This is a genomic window from Erythrobacter sp. JB1-7, assembly GCF_057365015.1.
The window spans coordinates 80,014-97,351 of sequence record NZ_CP200291.1 but is presented as its reverse complement, the minus strand read 5'-3'; the positions used below and the strand labels follow the sequence as shown (position 1 = coordinate 97,351).

The following is a 17,338-nucleotide window of genomic DNA, read 5'->3' as shown; positions in this document are numbered from 1 at the left end:
TGCGCGGCGAAGGCTCGCCGCTTATCGGTTGGGCAAGCAAATTAAGTCTCATAGGAAAACTCATGGCCGATACCCGTTTCGAAGGCACCAGCAATTATATCGCAACCGATGATCTGAAAGTCGCGGTGAACGCCGCTGTCACTTTGCGTCGGCCTTTGCTGGTAAAAGGCGAACCGGGGACAGGCAAAACCGTTCTGGCGCATGAGATTTCAAAAGCGCTTGGCGCGCCGATGATCGAATGGAACATCAAGTCCTCAACGAAGGCTCAGCAGGGCCTGTATGAATATGACGCGGTGGCGCGTCTGCGCGATGGGCAATTGGGCGAAGAGCGCGTTCACGACATTCGCAATTACATCAAAAAGGGCAAATTGTGGGAAGCTTTTACCAGCGAAAAGCTGCCCGTCCTGCTGATTGACGAGATCGACAAGGCCGATATCGAATTTCCGAACGATTTGCTTCAGGAACTCGACCGGATGAGCTTTGACGTTTACGAAACGCAGGAACGCATCGAGGCGAAAGAGCGGCCCATCGTTGTCATCACGTCCAACAATGAAAAGGAATTGCCTGACGCATTTCTGCGCCGCTGTTTCTTTCACTACATCAAATTTCCCGACCGCGACACGATGCAGTCGATCATTGATGTGCACTTCCCCGATATCCAGAAAACCCTGGTGAAAAAGGCGATGGATATTTTCTACGAGCTGCGCGAAGTGCCCGGCCTTAAGAAAAAGCCTTCGACCAGTGAATTGCTCGATTGGCTGAAATTGCTGCTCAATGAGGATATGCCGCTTGAGACATTGCAGGATGCCAATCCCAACAATGCGATCCCGCCTTTGCATGGCGCGCTGCTCAAAAATGAGCAGGATGTGATGATGTTTGAACGGCTAGCCTTTATGGCCCGCCGCAATCCCACCTAACGTGCAATCCGACCTGACGGGCAATCACATCAGGTGGTCATACCCGCCGAGCATATAGGCGAGTTTCAGATCGCCCCATCGTTTGCCGGTGATAATCAGCGGAACATAGACACTGCGCACGATGAAATAGTGCTGGCCGTCGCCTTCCTGGCGAAACACGGACATCCGGTAAGGTGCGGTGCTTTGCAAGGCGGCCTTGTCAGCCTGATCCATAACAATCCGGCCATTGCGGCAATAGCGCGTATCATGCGCCAAATCCCCGGTGGGAGCCTGCGAGAATTGATCGATATGAGTTGGCATAAAGCCGTTCAAATCGGCGCACACCGTCGCAACGCAATCTTCAATGGAATTGGTCGTCTCATTGAGAACGGTGCGCCAGTTCAAATCTGCAAATTGTGAGAAGCCATTGGTGAAGCGTTCGGGCTTTGAATTGGGGATTGGCTGATAATCATAGTCGAACAATTGCGCTATCGTGAGAGTGCCATTCGCGACCGCGTCTTCGGTCACTTCCACAATGCGGCGCGCGGTTTCCTGTGCGCGGTCAACCATTGCGCTATCGAGCGGGGACAGGCCGGACTGGACCAGCCCATCGAACATATCATTCGCAAGCGATTCCAGATCATTGATCCGTCGCTGCGCATCGACCAGTTCGGCTTCATTGCTTTTGCTCGAGCTGTCAAAGCGTTCGAGCACGTCTTGCACCTCGATTACCCGGCCGCTGATTGTTCCGGTTGAGCGCGCGATCATATCGTTCTGCTTGTCAACTTCCTCAACAAGCTCGCCGACGCTGGTGATCGTGCTTTCGATCCGGGTCACCGATGCCTGCGCCTGATCCCTGACCAAAGCGCCTTGCTCTATCTGACCAATGACAACCGCTGCTTCTTCGCCCAGCGCATCAATGGTCGTGGAGATTTCTTCAGTGGCATGGCGCGTGTCATTGGCAAGGCTTTTCACTTCGTTTGCAACCACGGCAAATGTGCGCCCGGCATCACCTGCGCGCATGGCTTCGATAGTGGCATTCAGCGCCAGAATATTGGTTGTCTCGGCAATATCTTCGATATCTTTCGCGCTGCGGCGAACCTGCTCCATCGCGGCGGAAAAACTAGTGACGTGCTTGCCCAAAGTCTCAACCAGAACCAGCAGCGATCCGATTTGGGCAAGCGAGGAATTGATCAGCGACGTGCCCTCACCAAGCCGCTCAATCGCGCGTTCCGACAACAGCCGCGCCTCGTCACTTGCTTCAGACACTTTGGCCTGATCCGCTTCGAGAGCGGTGACAGTGCCCTGCAGTTTCTGGTGCTCATCGCGCAACGCTTCCGATGACCGGATAACCGCCTCGACAATGCCCGCCACATCAGCGCAGCCAACCGTGACGGCCCCGCACTTTTCAGGGATGGTATCCAACGCGGATGCGTCAGAAGTGTCGATAGCGTCGTGTTTCATAATAGCAGCGTCCCCCGGTATTTGCACAAGGTAACGCATATATGGTTAGCGAAGGTTTAAGCGTTCGCCTGAATGTTGCGCGCAAAGGTCTGGTCAGCCCCTCGGTTCGCAGCTAAACCCTGCCGCATGTTTTTCAATTTCACCGACGAATTGCGCAGCGCAGGCATTGGCGCGAGTTTCAAAGAGCATTTGACGCTATTGGAAGCGCTGGATCGCGATGTGATCGATCAGACGCCCGAGGCGTTCTATTACCTATCGCGCGCGACTTTCGTAAAAGACGAAGGGATGCTCGATACGTTTGATCAGGTGTTCCACAAGGTCTTCAAAGGGATCATGGCCGATTACGGGCAAAACCCTGTCGATATCCCCGAAGACTGGCTGAAAGCGGTCGCCGAAAAATTCCTCTCCGAAGAGGAAATGGCCGAGATTGAAAAGCTGGGCGATTGGGACAAGATCATGGAGACGCTGAAAGAGCGTCTGGCCGAGCAGGAAAAACGCCATCAGGGCGGCAATAAATGGATCGGCACGGGCGGCACATCCCCGTTCGGCAATTCCGGCTACAACCCCGAAGGCGTGCGCATTGGCGGAGAATCGAAGCATAAGCGTGCGATCAAAGTGTGGGAAAAGCGCGAGTTCAAAAACCTCGACAACACCAAGGAATTGGGCACGCGCAATATCAAAATGGCGCTGCGCCGCCTGCGCCGTTTCGCTCGCGAAGGCGCGCAGGATCAGCTCGATCTGGATGCCACGATCGAAGGGACTGCAAAACAAGGCTGGCTTGATATTCACATGCGCGCCGAACGCCGCAATGCGGTGAAACTCCTGCTGTTCCTCGATGTGGGCGGATCAATGGACCCGTTTATCAAACTGGTCGAAGAATTGTTCAGCGCGGCCACGGCTGAGTTCAAAAACCTCGAATTTTTCTACTTCCACAACTGCCTTTATGAAGGCGTGTGGAAAGACAACAAACGCCGCTGGCAGGAACGCACCAAGACATGGGACGTGCTCCACAAATATGGCCATGATTACAAAGTGGTGTTCGTAGGCGATGCCGCGATGAGCCCCTATGAAATCACCCATGCAGGCGGCAGTGTCGAACACATGAACGAGGAAGCGGGCGTCACGTGGATGAAACGGGTAACGGACACCTACCCCGCAACCGTATGGCTAAACCCCGTCCCCGAAAAGCAATGGGGCTATTCACAATCAACCAAGATGATGAAAGAGCTGGTGAATGACCGGATGTACGGCCTGACACTGGACGGCTTGGACGAAGCGATGCGGGAGCTTAGCCGCAAGCAGGGGCATTGAGTTTATGCCCGTCAGTGCACCTGCTGGAATTTCAATCGTCGATCCACGGACGGTGGCCAATGAAGCTCCCTACACATTCGAACTAGCTCACCCGGACCATGTTGCGGCTATGGAAGTCGGTGATTTGGTAAAGGCAGTGATCTCAGATGTTGATGGCGCTTACAACGCGGAGCGAATGTGGGTCATTATTGAGGAGATTGAGGAAAACTGCTTCACGGGTCGGCTCGATAGCACACCGACTGATATGAAGAACTTATGCCATGGGGATGGCCTGACAATCCCATTCACCCATGTTATCTCTGTGTTCACAAAAGATGGCCGCGAATTACCCAAGGTCGAAGAGAAACGCTCTTACTGGGATCGCTGCATCGTCGATGACTGCGTCATCAAGGGCCTCAGTCAAGTCGACTATTTGTATCGTGAGGAACCCGATATGACACGGGATGGCGATAATGATCCCGACAGTGGCTGGCGAATTCGGGGTACTCCAGAGGCCGTTGAGAAAGACGAGGAAGACGGATGCAATCCCCAATATGTTGCTTTGGGAGTTGTTCTGAACAACGACGATCGTTGGCTACATTTAATCGATAGCAAACCGGGAAGTGCATTCCAATGGAATGACGAAGCGCTGGATTACATTCGCGTCAGCCGCAGTTAACAACTCAAACTCCCCGACACTCAAAACGCCTCGTTCGGCGCGTTGGCTCAGTCTCAACATTCCTCCGTCATCCCGGACTTGATCCGGGATCCAGCTTCCTTTTCGAGGCACGAGAAGAAGCCAAACCCCGGCTCGGGGGCCGCGGTGACGGATGTTAGTAGAAGAGGTGAGGCCGCACCGTCTGCACCCATGCGGCCTCATCTGCTGAGGCAATCGCATAAAGATCGCCCGGCACGGATTCGGGACTGTCTGCCGCTCCGATGCCCGGCAACCCCAAATGGAGCGCGAACCCGCATCGCCTGACAAACCCTATCTGATCTATGCCGTGGACCGCAAAGAGAACGGCTGTTCGGTGATGGTGATGATGGGCGACACAGAAGATATTCGCGCGCTTCCTTCACACAGCGCCGAGCCGTTGCAGATCATCCCGGCAGCGGGCGAGTAAGCGCAAGGCTATCCGACAGGCGCAAAGCCGAATGCACTTGCTTGCTCTTTTCATTCGCTAAAGCGACAAAGGCCGGTATGACGAACACTATTTCGGCCGCTCTCCTGCGCCAAACCGGCGGGCATCACGCCCCTTATGACAGTTCAGCACCGCTCGCCATCACTGAGCTGCAATTGGCGCCGCCGAAGCCCGGCGAATTGCTCGTGCGGATTGATGCTGCCGGTCTGTGTCACAGCGATCTGTCTGTGATTGATGGCAATCGCCCTCGCCCGATGCCGATGGCATTGGGGCACGAAGCGGCTGCTACGGTGATCCAAACAGGCGATCCTGACGAGCACGATTTCACCCCGGGCGACAAGGTTGTGCTGGTGTTCTTGCCAAGCTGCGGGGCCTGTCCAAAATGCGCCAGCGGCGAAGGGTATTTGTGCCCCAATGGCGCGGCGGCCAACGGCAAGGGCGAATTGCTCAAAGGCGGCTCGCGGCTCAGCTGCTGCGATCAAACGGTGCATCACCATTTGGGCGTATCGGCCTTTGCTGATCACGCCGTCATCGACAAACGCAGCGCGGTAAAGATTGACGATGATATCGCGCCCGAAATCGCCGCTTTGTTCGGGTGTGCGGTACTGACGGGTGTGGGCGCTGTGTTCAACACGGCGCAGGTGAAACCGGGGGAATCGGTGCTGATCTACGGTTTGGGCGGCGTCGGGCTTTCTGCGCTGTTGGGCGCTATTGCGGCAGGGGCCAATCCGGTGACAGCGGTCGATCCTTCGCCTGAAAAGCGCGCGCTGGCGGCCGAGCTTGGCGCTGCCAAAACGGCCGCGCCTGATGATGATGAGGCGTTGTTCGGCGCGCATGTGGTGATCGAAACCGCTGGCAAAGCTGCTGTTTTAAGCCGCGCTTACGAGGCCGCCGCGCGCGGCGGGCGGATCATAACCGTCGGATTGCCCCATCCTGATGAAAAGCTTGATATCTCCGCGCTGTCTCTGGTGGCCGATGGGAAGACCTTGCAGGGCAGCTATATGGGATCGTGCATCCCATCGCGCGATATTCCGCGGTTTATCGGGCTTTGGAAAGCGGGCCGATTGCCGGTTGAAAAACTGCTCACATCAGTCAGCCCATTGAGCGAGATTAACACGCTGATGGATAAGCTGGCAGCGGGCGAAGCGGTGCGGCAAATCGTCGTGCCCGATCACTCTTAATAAAGCAGATGCGGCTTCACCGTCTGCACCCATGCGGCTTCATCCGCTGAGGCAATCGCGTCAAGATCGCCCGGCAGGGCTGCCGGGTTATCCACCCATTCGCGCAAGGACGGCCCGCCATTGATGACGTCAATCGCCAGCACGTCATTGGTGTATTCATATTTGAAATCGGTGCCGCGCCACAGCTCGTAATCGGGGTAAAGCTGGCGGATGGCTTTGAACGCGAGCGCTTGCATTCGCCATGGTTTGAACGCGTCGTGATTGTAATGCGGCCCCTCGGCATGCACCATCAGCGCGTTGCACAATTGGCCGGTGTGTTTGTGAAAGGTCGGCTCGAACCAGCAATCGCGCACGGCGGCCCCTGCGCACCATTCGCCCGCGGTGCGCTGCATTTGAGTCCAGACTGCGCCTGCATCAATATCGGGCGCGCCGAACAGCACTTCCAGGGGGCGCGTGGTGCCTCTGCCTTCTGACACGGTCGCGCCCTCGATCATCACCGTGCCCGCATAACAGCGCGCCATATTGATGCTGGCCGCGTTGGGGGACGGGTTGATCCACACGCGGTCTTGCGGCCAGCCATGCCCTTCCCCATCGGGCTGCCACCCCGACATCGCGATGACGCGGTAATCCACATTGAGGCCGAAATGATCGGTAAACCAGTGGCCCATCTCGCCCAGGGTCAAACCGTGGCGCATGGGCATGGGCGCAGCGCCCACAAAGCTCTCATGCCCCGGAACCAGCAAAGTCCCCTCGACCGGGCGGCCAGCGGGATTGGGCCGGTCCAGCACCCAGACGTTTTTGCCTGCCTTTGCGGCCTCTTCGAGCAGGTAAAGCAGAGTTGTCACAAAGGTGTAGATGCGGCAGCCAAGGTCTTGCAAATCAAACAGAAACACATCGGCAGATGCCATCATTTCGGGCGTGGGGCGGCGCACCTCTCCATACAGGCTGAAGACGGGGATGCCGTATTTTGCATCCACCTCGTCATGAGTTTCGACCATATTGTCCTGCTTGTCGCCTTTAAGCCCGTGTTGCGGGCCGAACGCGCTGGTGACATTCACTCCCGCCGCAATCAGCGCGTCGAGCGAATGGGTGAGGTCTGCCGTCACGCTCGCCGGATGGGCGATAAGAGCGGTTCGCTTGCCCTCCAGTTCGCCGAGCAATTGCGGGTCTGCCAAAAGGCGGTCGATGCCGAAAGTCACACGCGTCATAAGGAGCGAAGTGGCGCAGGCGCGCGTCAAAGGCAATGGCCTTTGCGCCTCGAACAGCGTATTGCCGGGATTATGGATTACACCGCGCTCACTTTCGCATTGCTGTACGGCATTGGTCTCAATGTCGCAGGAGGGCTGCTTACCGATATTGGCGAATGGTACGAAGCACTGGAGAAACCGTGGTTTCAGCCGCCCGGTTGGGCCTTTGGTCCGGCATGGACGATAATTCTGGGGCTGGCCGGATGGGCGCTGTATATTGGCTGGACTGAGGCGGGAAGCCCGGCGCAGTTTGGCGCGGTCGCCGCTGCGTTTGGCGTGAATGCGGTGCTGCATTTCCTGTGGTCGCCGCTGTTTTTCACGTTCAAGCGGCCGGACTGGTCATTTATCGAGAATTTCGCGCTGATAACGTCGTGCGCTGCGCTGATTGTGGTGCTTGCCCCTGTCTCTACCTTGGCGGCGTGGCTGATTGTGCCCTATCTTGTTTGGACGTGTTTTGCGCAGGCGATCAACTACGCGGTTGTCAAAAAGAACGGACCGTTTGGTCCCCGTGCGCAGGCCTAACTACCGCTCCACGATCATCTGACGGCACGCCTCTGAGTGGAACTCCGGCTTACCCGGCCCAAAGGCGAGCGCCCAGAATTGCAAGCCTCCATCGGCGTGTTCGACAATAGCGTTGAGCGCCACTTGCGCAGGGGCCGGCAATTCGCTGGCGATGCTGGCTTTCAAAACCAACTCATTATCCGAATGCGAGCATGACAGCGCAATCGCATCCACCGGCGCATCGCGCATCCCTTCGCGGAACGCGTCAAAATCATAACATGCCCAGCGCGAGGATGGGGACAGATTAAACTCGCGGTAGGAAGTACCGCCAATGGGCTGCCAGAAGATTTCAAAGCACGTCGTCTTCCACAGATTGTCCATCCGCTCAGATGGGCCGGGCGCGGGCACTTCGATCCCCGCAATCCGCCCATCAAGGCGAAATTCCGCCTCGCACCCCTCTGGTGTCGCTTTAAGCGCAGCGGTTACCGCGCGGATGGGGCCAAGATCGCAGGTCTGGTGGAGCATGAGTGGTTGCATGGCCGCTCCTATCGGACATGCGGATCATCTGGGCAAGTCACTTCCCCACCCGCCCCTGCGCTGTTAAGCGCTCAGCCTTATGACACATGCATACGAATCCGATCTGCTGCGCCTGCTCGAAAGCCGCGGCTATATCCACCAGATCACCGATCCCGGCGCGCTCGATCAGCTGGCTGCAAAGCAGGTCGTGCCCGGATATATCGGCTTTGATGCGACCGCGCCCAGCCTGCATGTCGGCAGCCTGGTGCAGATCATGATGCTGCGCCGATTGCAGCAGGCAGGGCACAAACCCATCGTCGTGATGGGCGGCGGGACGACCAAGATCGGCGATCCATCGGGCAAGGATGAGAGCCGCCAGATGCTCACCCCTGACATGATCGACCAGAACATCGCCAGCATCCGCACGGTGTTTGAAAAACTGCTCACCTTTGGCGATGGGCCAACGGATGCCATTATGGTCAACAATGATGAATGGCTGTCTGCGCTCGGCTATGTCGAGCTGCTGCGCGATGTGGGGCCGCATTTCACGATCAACCGGATGCTGACTTTCGATTCTGTCCGGCTGAGGCTGGACCGCGAGCAGCCGCTGACATTCCTGGAGTTCAATTACATGATCCTTCAGGCTTATGATTTTGTTGAACTGGGCCGCCGCTATGATTGCCGCTTGCAAATGGGCGGCAGCGATCAGTGGGGCAATATCGTCAATGGCATGGAATTGGGCCGCCGGATGGAAGGGCGCGACCTCTTCGGGCTGACCACGCCTTTGCTGACAACGGCGGATGGGGCCAAAATGGGCAAGACCGCATCGGGCGCCGTCTGGCTGAACGAAGACGCCCTGCCCGCCTATGATTTCTGGCAATATTGGCGCAATTCAGATGACCGTGATGTCGGCCGCTTCCTGCGGTTGTTCACCGATATCCCGCTTGATGAGATCGCCAGGCTTGAAGCATTGGAAGGCGCTGAGATTAACGAGGCAAAGACGGTGCTCGCCAATGCGGTCACCGCTCTGGTGCGGGGGGAGGATGCCGCCAAAGCAGCCGAGGCAACCGCGCGCGAAACCTTTGCAGGCAGCGGCGCGGGCGAAGATCTGCCCACGATCAGCGTGGGCGAAGAAGGCAAGCGCATCGGCGCTGTCCTGACCGAGATTGGTTTCACCGCATCCAATAAAGAGGCGAAGCGCAAACTGGCCGAAGGGGCCGTGAAATTGGATGGCGACACCGTGAGTGACGCAGGCCATCTGGTGACCGCCGCCGATAATCAGACCATCCGGTTAAGCCTGGGTAAGAAGAAACACGGGCTTATCACGCGTTAAATTCCTAACCCTGCCGCGCCTATCGCGGGCGGCCATGTTTGCCCGGCACAACCTTTCTGCGCCTGTTTTACCAATTATCAGCCTTTTTCCTGCACTAGGAGATATTGGCGTTTTAGTTGGAGGGTGAAACCCCGTGTCTGCCGGAGCAAATTTAAGCGTAACCGATATGCGCCGGGCGACCCGTCACCCGGTCGATTTCCCGGCTATTGTGGAACACAACACGCATGGCGATCTCAGCGTGCATGTCTGCAATATGTCCGCCCATGGCTTTATGATTGACGATGCCCACAGCATCGCACGCGGCGACCGTGTGATCATTCGCCTGCCGATTGTTGGCCGGATCGAAGCCTATGCAATGTGGTGTCATGAAGAACGCGCCGGGTTTCAATTTGAACGCATCATCCGGCTTGATGACTTCATGACCATTATTGACGGCCTTCAGCCCAATCCGCGCCTGCGAAAAAAACGCTAAAGCCCTTTTTCGCACACGCCGGTTAATTGCAAGCGGAACACGGCGCCGCTTGGCATAAGCCTGCCCGCCTGCCATGGGCGATGAGTGACTTCCGCTCAGCCCGCCCATCCCATCCAGATCCATAATTTTCGCAGTTACCTGACATCGCGCTTTGCGATGACATTGGGTCAATATGCGATGATCCTGATTATTGGCTGGCAGGTTTACAATCTGTCGCGCGATGCGGGGATGTCGATTGCCGCTGCATCGGGGCAATTGGCGCTGATTGGCCTGTTGCAATTTGTGCCGCTGTTCCTGCTCACTCCGTTTACCGGGCTTGCCGCAGACAGGTTTGATCGCCGGACCATCGGATCGATCACCATCCTGCTGCAATTGGGCTGCGCGGGGGCGCTATGGTGGTTTACGGCCAATGATGGGATCACGCTGCCTGTGCTTTACGGCGTGGCGATTGTGCTGGGGATTGCGCGCGGATTTGCCGGGCCTGCTTTGTCGGCGCTTGCCCCCAATCTGGTGCCCAAAACGCTGCTTCCCACTGCCATCGCCGTTTCCACGGTCGCATGGCAGGTCGGCACGATACTGGGCGCGGCATTGGGCGGGTATCTTTATTCGATCACGCCCGCTTTGCCCTATGCCGTTTCTGCCGGATTGTTCACGCTGGGATTTGTCGCGCTCAATCTGGTGGGCAAAGTGGCGCAGCCCGTTTTGCGCAAAGATGTGCGGCCCATCGGCCAGATCATTGATGGAATGCGCTATGTCGTGCGCAACAAAATGGTGCTGGGCGCGATCACGCTTGATCTGTTTGCGGTGTTTTTGGCAGGCGCGAATGCGCTGCTGCCCGTCTTTGCTCGCGATATCTTGCAAACAGGCTCCACCGGCCTTGCCCAATTGGCGATGGCACCGGGCATCGGTGCGGGACTGGTCGCGGCGTATTTCTCGTTTAGGCCGCTCAAAACCAATGTCGGCCCCAAAATGCTGGGCGCGGTGTTGGTGTTCGGGATTGCCACGATTGTCTTTGCCTTTTCCAAGATCATGGCGCTCAGCCTTGCCATGCTGTTTATTATTGGGGCCGCCGATATGTTCAGCGTCTATGTTCGCCAATCGCTGATCCAGCTGCACACGCCCGATGAAAAGCGCGGGCGCGTATCCTCTGTGTCGATGATGACAATCAGCGCATCGAACGAAGGCGGCGATGCGTTTTCGGGCGCTTTGGCATTCCTGATCGGTCCGGTCGCCGCATTGGTGGCAGGCGGCGCGGGCGCGATTGGGATCGTTTTGTTATGGAGCCGAATATTTCCTGTATTGCGGACAACGAAAACCTTCGATCCCCCCACTGACCTAACCGGGCAAGACCTGCTAGAAGACGATCAAACACCATCATCCAAGGGAGCCTGATATGAAAGCTGCAAGCATCCTCGAAACCATTGGCAACACTCCGCATATTCGCTTGTCGCGGCTGTTTCCCAATCACGAAGTGTGGCTGAAATCAGAACGGTCCAATCCCGGCGGCTCGATCAAGGATCGCATAGCCTTGGCCATGGTCGAAGATGCGGAAGCATCGGGCAAACTTTCCCCCGGCGGCACGATTGTTGAACCCACCAGCGGCAATACCGGCATTGGCCTTGCCATGGTTGCCGCGGTCAAGGGATACAAACTGGTGCTGGTCATGCCTGAAAGCATGTCGGTTGAACGCCGCCGCCTGATGCTTGCTTACGGCGCGAGCTTTGATTTAACGCCCAAGGAAAAGGGCATGAAAGGCGCGATCGAACGCGCGGCTGAGCTGGTGGACGGCACGCCGGGCGCATGGATGCCAAGCCAGTTTGAAAACGGGGCGAACCCTGCCGTGCATGCGCGCACTACGGCGCAGGAAATCCTCTCAGATTTCGCCGATAGCCCGATTGACGTGATGATAACGGGCGTTGGCACAGGCGGGCATTTAACCGGCTGCGCTGAAGAGCTGAAAAAGCACTGGGCCGGTTTTAAAGCCTATGCGGTCGAACCCGAAGCATCCCCCGTGATCGGAGGCGGACAGCCCGGCCCTCATCCCATTCAAGGGATCGGCGCGGGCTTTATTCCCGAGAACCTCCACACCGATGCGATTGATGGCGCGGTCGCGGTGAATGCCGATGATGCCAAGGAAATGGCCCGCCGGGCTGCGGCAGAGGAAGGGATGCTGATCGGCATATCATCAGGCGCAACCTTGGCTGCGATTGCGAAGAAGCTGGCGGATCTGGACGCAGGCGCACGGGTGATGGGCTTTAACTATGACACGGGCGAGCGGTATCTGTCGGTGCCCGATTTCCTGCCGGTGGAATAAGGGGCTGTTTATTGTGAGTGCGCAGGGCCGTGTAGGAAGCGATTTTCCTACATGGCGGTGCGCTGTTATGTTTGACGCGGGCGTTTCTGTGCCTGAAGCGGCGGGGAGTTTGCGCCCACAGCCCGCCTCCCCCACTCGAAAAGTCACTCTCCCCAGTATGTATTTCGTCAACCAGAAAGGCGCGGCGAATCGGAAATGAGGGCGCAAAAAAGGCCCGGCAAGCGGTAACCTGCCGGGCCTTTTTGGTAGGGTGAAACCGGGGTTTAGGCCGCGGTCGAAAACGCCTCTTGCGGCAGAGCCATCATGTGATCGCTACCCGCCTCAAGCTTGCGCCGCAAAGCGCCAGCATCCGGCAAAAAGCGTTCGGCATAATACGCAGCGGTGGTGAGTTTCGCCTCATAATAAGCCGCGTCGGAAGGAGCGTTTTCCAAAGCTGATTTGGCAACCTTCGCCATTTTGAGCCACATGAAACCAAGCGTCACAATGCCCATGATATGCATGTAATGATGCGCGCCGGCGCCCAGGTGATTGGGGTTCGCCATAGCGTTCTGCATGAACCACATCGTGGCCGCTTTTTGTTCGCCCAGTGCCTTTTCAAGCTTGCCCGCCATATCGGCCAAACCGTCCACCTGCTTGGCCGAAGCGATCTCTTCATCAACCGCGGCAAAGAACGCCTGCACAGCGCGCCCGCCATTCGACGCCAGCTTGCGCCCGCAAAGGTCCATCGCCTGAACGCCATTGGTCCCTTCGTAGATCATAGCAATCCGGCTATCGCGCACGAACTGTTCCATGCCCCATTCCTTGACATAGCCATGCCCGCCATAAACCTGCTGCATATTGTTGGCGATGTCATAACCCTTGTCGGTGCCATAGCCTTTGATAACCGGAGTCATCAGGCTGATAAGGTCGTCGGCCAACTGGCGTTCTTCCTCGGTTTGCGCCTTGTGGCTCAGGTCAACTTGCAAAGCGCCCCAAAGGCACAAAGCCCGCATCCCTTCGTTAAATGCTTTCGCATCCATCAGCATCCGACGCACATCGGGGTGCACGAAAATCGGATCAGCCTGCGCATCCTTGTCAGCCGGCCCTGTCAAAGCGCGGCCCTGACGGCGGTCCAGCGCATAAGTCACAGCGTTCTGATAGGCGACCTCTGCTTGGGCAAGCCCTTGCATGCCGACACCAAGGCGGGCCGCATTCATCATGACGAACATAGCAGCGAGGCCTTTGTTCTCCTCGCCAACCAGCCAGCCTTTGGCACCGTCATAGTTGAGGACGCAGGTGGCGTTCCCATGAATGCCCATCTTCTTCTCGATAGATCCGCACGAGACGCCATTGCGCTCACCCGGCTCGCCATTTTCATCGAGGATGAATTTCGGCACGACGAACAGCGAAATGCCTTTGGAGGAATCCGGGGCACCCGGCGTTTTAGCCAGAACCAGATGGATGATGTTGCTGGTGAGATCATGCTCGCCAGCTGAAATGAATATCTTGGTGCCAGTGATGGAATACGAACCGTCGCCCTGAGGTTCCGCTTTGGTGCGGATCATGCCCAGATCGGTGCCGCAATGCGGCTCTGTCAGGTTCATCGTTCCGGACCATTCGCCCGAAACCATTTTCGGCAGATAGGTTTCTTTCAATTCCTGACTACCCGCAGCTTGAAGAGCAGCCGCAGCGCCCCCGGTCAGACCGGGATACATCGCAAACGCCTGATTGGCGGTGCCGATATATTCTTCAAATGCAAAACCCATTACGTGCGGGAGGCCTTGTCCGCCAAACTCTTCGGGAGCGGTCAAAGTCGTCCAACCCGCTTCAACCAGCTGATCATAGGCCCCTTTGAAACCGTCCGGCGTGGTTACCGAACCATCATCATGGCGCGTACACCCTTGCTCATCACCAATCTGATTGAGCGGTGCGAGCACTTCTGAACAAAACTTGCCAGCTTCATTCACGACAGTGTCGATCATATCCTGCGAAGCGTTTTCAAAGCCCGGCAAATTGCCATAGCTCGCAAGATCGAGCATTTCATTGATGATGAAGCGCGTGTCGCGTGTGGGTGCAGTATAAGTTGGCATCACAAGATCCCTTCGTGAAGAGTTGTTTTAACTGGGTAATGACGGCGCGGTCTAGCCAAGATCAAGCTGCTCAATCTCGGTGACAAATTGTGACAATTCTTTGATCGACGATTCAATATCAGCCCGTTGGGCCTTCAATTTGGCAATGTGCGTCTTGCATTTTTCAATGGTGACTCGTCTTTGCTCAACCCGGCCATCGTCGAGGTCATAAAGATCGATCATCTCACGAATTTCAGTGAGGCTAAACCCGACATTCTTGGCGCGCATAATCCAGGCAAGCCGCGCTCGATCTCGTTTTGAATAAACACGCGTCAAACCGACCCGCGCTGGGCTGATAAGCCCCTCATCTTCATAAAAGCGCAAAGCACGTGCGGTGCAGCCGAACTCACCCGTTAAATCGGAAATCGTGAATTGCTCACGTTCCTGTTCATCGGGTGTATCAAGATGCGCGCGGTTCTGGCGGATTTCTCCACCGCCAGCTTGCGTTTGATCGGTACGAAGTGGTGCTGTAGCCATGGCCCTTCACTACCTTCCCTTTACGTGAGCGTCAAGTCTTTACCTTCACGAGAGTTGGACTGACACCTCCGGCCGTCTGAAGTCGTCGGTAGAAACAGGTTGTGCGCCCGGTATGACAGGTTGGTCCGGCAGGCTTGGCCATGATCACCAGCGCGTCTTGATCGCAATCGACGTGTATCTCTGCAACGTGCAGCAGATTGCCCGAGGTCTCCCCCTTTTTCCACAAGGCACTGCGTGACCTCGACCAAAAATGCACCTCCCCGCTCGATAGCGTCGCATCGAGCGCTTGTGCATTCATGAAAGCCACAACCAGAACCGCTTTCGTATGCGCATCCACTACAACGGCGGTAAGCAATCCATTGGCATCAAATTTTGGAGCGAACGCAGAGCCTTCTTCGCGCTCTGCTGTGGTAAGCACGTTTTCGGTGTTCATCGGTTTGTCTCTCGTGTTTTGAAAATACAGCTGCGCATCAGACCCATGACAATGAGCAACCCGTTCCTGAACCATTTGAAAATTTGCGTCCAGTGGACTTCCTTATGCGATTGGTTGTTGCACGATAACCACATTAACGGTTCAAAATCGGACAAGTGGCTAAATTCGGCTTCCGATTTTGACAGGCTAATGGGACAAGGCACTCAAGGATGCCCTAGGGTATTCTTCAACCGAACAACGGGCTTTTGGCCAGGTTCAGGGGGTGATCGGCGGCGAACTGGCAGCGGGGTGTCAGCGCAGCTGATTGAACGACAAGGATAGGATCCTGATGGCGAAGTTAGGGGGTCGCCGTCTGAGCTCTTCATGAGCGGATCCATACCATTTCGTCACGTGGCGCCCGGGGTCGTAATGGCCCCGGGCGTTTCGAATTGTACGATAGGCTGCGGCGTCAGGCCGGTACTTGCACCGTTGAAGTGTTGCCCTAACCATCCCTAACCCGCGCAAAACACGCGATGCGCACCGACCGGGCACCGCCCTCCAGCAAGGCGGCAACGCAGGCATTGCTGGTCGCACCACTGGTGAGCACATCGTCGACCAGAATAGCGCTGCGCCCTTTCACTTTCCGGCCAGATCCAGACCCCAATTGAATGGCTCCAGCCAATGCGGCCTTGCGCTCATCCTTGCCTAAACCGCCCAGCGAAGGGGTGCGCTTGCGCCTCTGCAGCCCGCCGACGAGCAGTTCACCGTGCCCCCGCTGTGCCAGCTCCTTTGCAAGCAGCGCCGCCTGATTGTACCCGCGCTGCCACAAACGCATCCGGTGTAGCGGGACGGGAACCAATAGCGGCAGATCGTTGCCATCGGGCGGCGGCATACGTGAGGCCATGATCTGGCCTAGCAGCTTTGCCAGAGTGATTTTGCCGCCATGCTTGAACGTCAGAATCAGCTTGCGCGAGATATCGTTATATACCGTGGCAGCCATCACCGCGTCGTGGTCGCCTGTATCACAGGGGAACTCAATCTCGCTCCAGCATTCGGGGCATAAGCCGCCTTGCTGTGCCACCGCACCCCCGCATGACGGGCAACGCGGTGGATAGACCAAGTCCACCAACGGCTGCATGCCATGCGATATATGCGCTGCAATCCCCATCACGCATGGTCTCGCACGGCTTGCGCATTCCTGGCAAGCACGGCAGGGCACAGGTTATGCCAGCGGACACCATCCCGAACATCTTTGATCCCAACCGGCGCATCGCGCGGCACCAGCGAGCTTTACAGTTAAGCCAGCGTGATGATCCAGCAAACTGGCTCGATACCGATATGGCAGAAGACCTGCTGGACCGGGCCGATTTCATGCAGCTTACCGAGGGGCAAGCTTTGATTTTGGGCGACATTTCAGCCGCCCTTGCCCCGCGATTGGAGCGCCGCGGGCTAACTGCGCAAATCTCTCATCCCGGCCAATTCGATGAAGAGCGGCCCTGGCCTATGGCCTCCCAAGATTACATCTTCGCAATCCGCACGTTTAGCACGCTTAATGATCTTCCCGGCAGCCTCATTCATTTGCGCGGTGCGCTTGCGCCTGATGGCATAGCCTTTGCGCAAATCCTTGGCGCAGGCACGCTTTCTACGCTGCGCGCTATCATGATCGAGGCGGATGGTGATCGGCCCGCAGCGCGCATCCATCCGCAGATCGACAACGCTTCGGCCTCTGCCCTCCTCCAACGCGCTGGCTTTACGCGCCAGGTGGTGGACAGCCGTGTTCTCACCGTGCGGTTTTCCAGTTATGAGCGCATGATCCAGGATCTGCGTGACCAAGCTTTGACCGGTATTCTGGCCGATCGTCCCAAACCGCTGACCAAAGCCGGCTTAGCGCGGGCCAAGGCGGCCTTTGACGCGCGCCGCGACGCCGATGGGAAGGTCACTGAGACCTTCACAATCCTTGCGCTTACCGCGTGGAAGTAGGGAAG

18 protein-coding genes and 1 pseudogene are annotated in these 17,338 nt (G+C 57.1%); 11 read left to right on the top strand and 8 right to left on the bottom strand.

Annotated elements, in window-relative coordinates:
• Positions 1-62 precede the first annotated feature (62 nt).
• Positions 63-917 (top strand): AAA family ATPase, encoded by an 855-nt coding sequence (locus AC0V6W_RS00485; RefSeq protein ID WP_486146125.1) that lies wholly within the window; start codon positions 63-65, stop codon positions 915-917.
• A gap of 24 nt (positions 918-941) precedes the next feature.
• Here the strand turns inward: AC0V6W_RS00485 and AC0V6W_RS00480 are convergent, their stop codons facing one another.
• The gene (locus AC0V6W_RS00480) at positions 942-2,360 is read right to left on the bottom strand and encodes a methyl-accepting chemotaxis protein (RefSeq protein WP_486146123.1); all 1,419 of its coding nucleotides are present in this window, start codon (positions 2,358-2,360) and stop codon (positions 942-944) included.
• A gap of 126 nt (positions 2,361-2,486) precedes the next feature.
• Here AC0V6W_RS00480 and AC0V6W_RS00475 point away from each other — a divergent pair, with 126 nt between their 5' ends.
• The 4 genes from AC0V6W_RS00475 to AC0V6W_RS00460 all read left to right on the top strand — a co-directional run bounded on the left by AC0V6W_RS00475 (position 2,487) and on the right by AC0V6W_RS00460 (position 5,973).
• Positions 2,487-3,671: a vWA domain-containing protein gene (locus tag AC0V6W_RS00475; protein WP_486146121.1), complete on the top strand. Its 1,185-nt coding sequence runs from the start codon at positions 2,487-2,489 to the stop codon at positions 3,669-3,671.
• Positions 3,672-3,675: 4 nt separating this feature from the next.
• Positions 3,676-4,329: an immunity protein Imm33 domain-containing protein gene (locus AC0V6W_RS00470; protein WP_486146119.1), complete on the top strand. Its 654-nt coding sequence runs from the start codon at positions 3,676-3,678 to the stop codon at positions 4,327-4,329.
• Between the two features lie 277 nt (positions 4,330-4,606).
• The gene (locus tag AC0V6W_RS00465; RefSeq protein ID WP_486146117.1) at positions 4,607-4,774 is read left to right on the top strand and encodes a hypothetical protein; all 168 of its coding nucleotides are present in this window, start codon (positions 4,607-4,609) and stop codon (positions 4,772-4,774) included.
• A gap of 77 nt (positions 4,775-4,851) precedes the next feature.
• Complete coding sequence (locus tag AC0V6W_RS00460) at positions 4,852-5,973, top strand: zinc-binding dehydrogenase (protein ID WP_486146115.1); 1,122 nt, start codon at positions 4,852-4,854, stop codon at positions 5,971-5,973.
• Here the strand turns inward: AC0V6W_RS00460 and AC0V6W_RS00455 are convergent.
• Positions 5,970-7,172: an exo-beta-N-acetylmuramidase NamZ family protein gene (locus tag AC0V6W_RS00455; RefSeq protein WP_486151400.1), complete on the bottom strand. Its 1,203-nt coding sequence runs from the start codon at positions 7,170-7,172 to the stop codon at positions 5,970-5,972. The two genes, AC0V6W_RS00460 and AC0V6W_RS00455, sit on opposite strands and share 4 nt — an antisense overlap.
• 51 nt (positions 7,173-7,223) lie before the next feature.
• On the opposite strand from AC0V6W_RS00455, the gene AC0V6W_RS00450 reads away from it, so the two are divergent.
• Positions 7,224-7,742: a TspO/MBR family protein gene (locus AC0V6W_RS00450; RefSeq protein ID WP_486146113.1), complete on the top strand. Its 519-nt coding sequence runs from the start codon at positions 7,224-7,226 to the stop codon at positions 7,740-7,742.
• Here AC0V6W_RS00450 and AC0V6W_RS00445 read toward each other — a convergent pair whose 3' ends face one another.
• Positions 7,743-8,258: a DOMON domain-containing protein gene (locus AC0V6W_RS00445; RefSeq protein ID WP_486146111.1), complete on the bottom strand. Its 516-nt coding sequence runs from the start codon at positions 8,256-8,258 to the stop codon at positions 7,743-7,745. It abuts the gene before it with no gap.
• A 79-nt stretch (positions 8,259-8,337) separates the two neighbouring features.
• On the opposite strand from AC0V6W_RS00445, the gene tyrS reads away from it, so the two are divergent.
• The 4 genes from tyrS to cysK all read left to right on the top strand — a co-directional run bounded on the left by tyrS (position 8,338) and on the right by cysK (position 12,356).
• Positions 8,338-9,570, top strand: coding sequence for a tyrosine--tRNA ligase (tyrS, locus tag AC0V6W_RS00440; protein WP_486146109.1), 1,233 nt, complete (start codon positions 8,338-8,340; stop codon positions 9,568-9,570).
• A 133-nt stretch (positions 9,571-9,703) separates the two neighbouring features.
• The gene (locus AC0V6W_RS00435) at positions 9,704-10,042 is read left to right on the top strand and encodes a PilZ domain-containing protein (RefSeq protein ID WP_486146107.1); all 339 of its coding nucleotides are present in this window, start codon (positions 9,704-9,706) and stop codon (positions 10,040-10,042) included.
• 84 nt (positions 10,043-10,126) lie between these two features.
• Positions 10,127-11,434: an MFS transporter gene (locus AC0V6W_RS00430; protein ID WP_486146105.1), complete on the top strand. Its 1,308-nt coding sequence runs from the start codon at positions 10,127-10,129 to the stop codon at positions 11,432-11,434.
• A gap of 1 nt (position 11,435) precedes the next feature.
• Positions 11,436-12,356: a cysteine synthase A gene (cysK, locus tag AC0V6W_RS00425; protein WP_486146103.1), complete on the top strand. Its 921-nt coding sequence runs from the start codon at positions 11,436-11,438 to the stop codon at positions 12,354-12,356.
• Positions 12,357-12,619: 263 nt separating this feature from the next.
• Here cysK and AC0V6W_RS00420 read toward each other — a convergent pair whose 3' ends face one another.
• The 5 genes and pseudogenes from AC0V6W_RS00420 to AC0V6W_RS00400 form a co-directional block, all read right to left on the bottom strand.
• Positions 12,620-14,425 carry an acyl-CoA dehydrogenase C-terminal domain-containing protein gene (locus AC0V6W_RS00420; RefSeq protein ID WP_486146101.1) on the bottom strand — a complete coding sequence of 602 codons (1,806 nt, stop codon included), beginning with the start codon at positions 14,423-14,425 and terminating at the stop codon, positions 12,620-12,622.
• A 51-nt stretch (positions 14,426-14,476) separates the two neighbouring features.
• Complete coding sequence (locus AC0V6W_RS00415; protein WP_486146099.1) at positions 14,477-14,941, bottom strand: MerR family transcriptional regulator; 465 nt, start codon at positions 14,939-14,941, stop codon at positions 14,477-14,479.
• A 31-nt stretch (positions 14,942-14,972) separates the two neighbouring features.
• The gene (gene hisI / locus AC0V6W_RS00410) at positions 14,973-15,374 is read right to left on the bottom strand and encodes a phosphoribosyl-AMP cyclohydrolase (protein WP_486146097.1); all 402 of its coding nucleotides are present in this window, start codon (positions 15,372-15,374) and stop codon (positions 14,973-14,975) included.
• Positions 15,375-15,855: 481 nt separating this feature from the next.
• A complete protein-coding gene (locus tag AC0V6W_RS00405; protein ID WP_486151398.1) occupies positions 15,856-16,353 on the bottom strand; it encodes a ComF family protein in 498 nt (165 codons plus the stop codon).
• A gap of 75 nt (positions 16,354-16,428) precedes the next feature.
• Positions 16,429-16,491: pseudogene (locus tag AC0V6W_RS00400) on the bottom strand (hypothetical protein); the annotation flags it as partial.
• Between the two features lie 86 nt (positions 16,492-16,577).
• Here AC0V6W_RS00400 and AC0V6W_RS00395 point away from each other — a divergent pair.
• Positions 16,578-17,333 carry a class I SAM-dependent methyltransferase gene (locus tag AC0V6W_RS00395; protein ID WP_486146095.1) on the top strand — a complete coding sequence of 252 codons (756 nt, stop codon included), beginning with the start codon at positions 16,578-16,580 and terminating at the stop codon, positions 17,331-17,333.
• The last annotated feature ends 5 nt before the right edge of the window (positions 17,334-17,338 follow it).

Coding starts and splice junctions, on each gene's coding strand:
- AC0V6W_RS00485 (WP_486146125.1), top strand. CDS start 63: ATGGCCGATACCCGTTTCGAAGGCACCAGCAATTATATCGCAACCGAT.
- AC0V6W_RS00480 (WP_486146123.1), bottom strand. CDS start 2,360: ATGAAACACGACGCTATCGACACTTCTGACGCATCCGCGTTGGATACC.
- AC0V6W_RS00475 (WP_486146121.1), top strand. CDS start 2,487: ATGTTTTTCAATTTCACCGACGAATTGCGCAGCGCAGGCATTGGCGCG.
- AC0V6W_RS00470 (WP_486146119.1), top strand. CDS start 3,676: ATGCCCGTCAGTGCACCTGCTGGAATTTCAATCGTCGATCCACGGACG.
- AC0V6W_RS00465 (WP_486146117.1), top strand. CDS start 4,607: ATGGAGCGCGAACCCGCATCGCCTGACAAACCCTATCTGATCTATGCC.
- AC0V6W_RS00460 (WP_486146115.1), top strand. CDS start 4,852: ATGACGAACACTATTTCGGCCGCTCTCCTGCGCCAAACCGGCGGGCAT.
- AC0V6W_RS00445 (WP_486146111.1), bottom strand. CDS start 8,258: ATGCAACCACTCATGCTCCACCAGACCTGCGATCTTGGCCCCATCCGC.
- tyrS (WP_486146109.1), top strand. CDS start 8,338: ATGACACATGCATACGAATCCGATCTGCTGCGCCTGCTCGAAAGCCGC.
- cysK (WP_486146103.1), top strand. CDS start 11,436: ATGAAAGCTGCAAGCATCCTCGAAACCATTGGCAACACTCCGCATATT.
- AC0V6W_RS00420 (WP_486146101.1), bottom strand. CDS start 14,425: ATGCCAACTTATACTGCACCCACACGCGACACGCGCTTCATCATCAAT.
- AC0V6W_RS00415 (WP_486146099.1), bottom strand. CDS start 14,941: ATGGCTACAGCACCACTTCGTACCGATCAAACGCAAGCTGGCGGTGGA.
- hisI (WP_486146097.1), bottom strand. CDS start 15,374: ATGAACACCGAAAACGTGCTTACCACAGCAGAGCGCGAAGAAGGCTCT.
- AC0V6W_RS00405 (WP_486151398.1), bottom strand. CDS start 16,353: ATGGCTGCCACGGTATATAACGATATCTCGCGCAAGCTGATTCTGACG.
- AC0V6W_RS00395 (WP_486146095.1), top strand. CDS start 16,578: ATGCCAGCGGACACCATCCCGAACATCTTTGATCCCAACCGGCGCATC.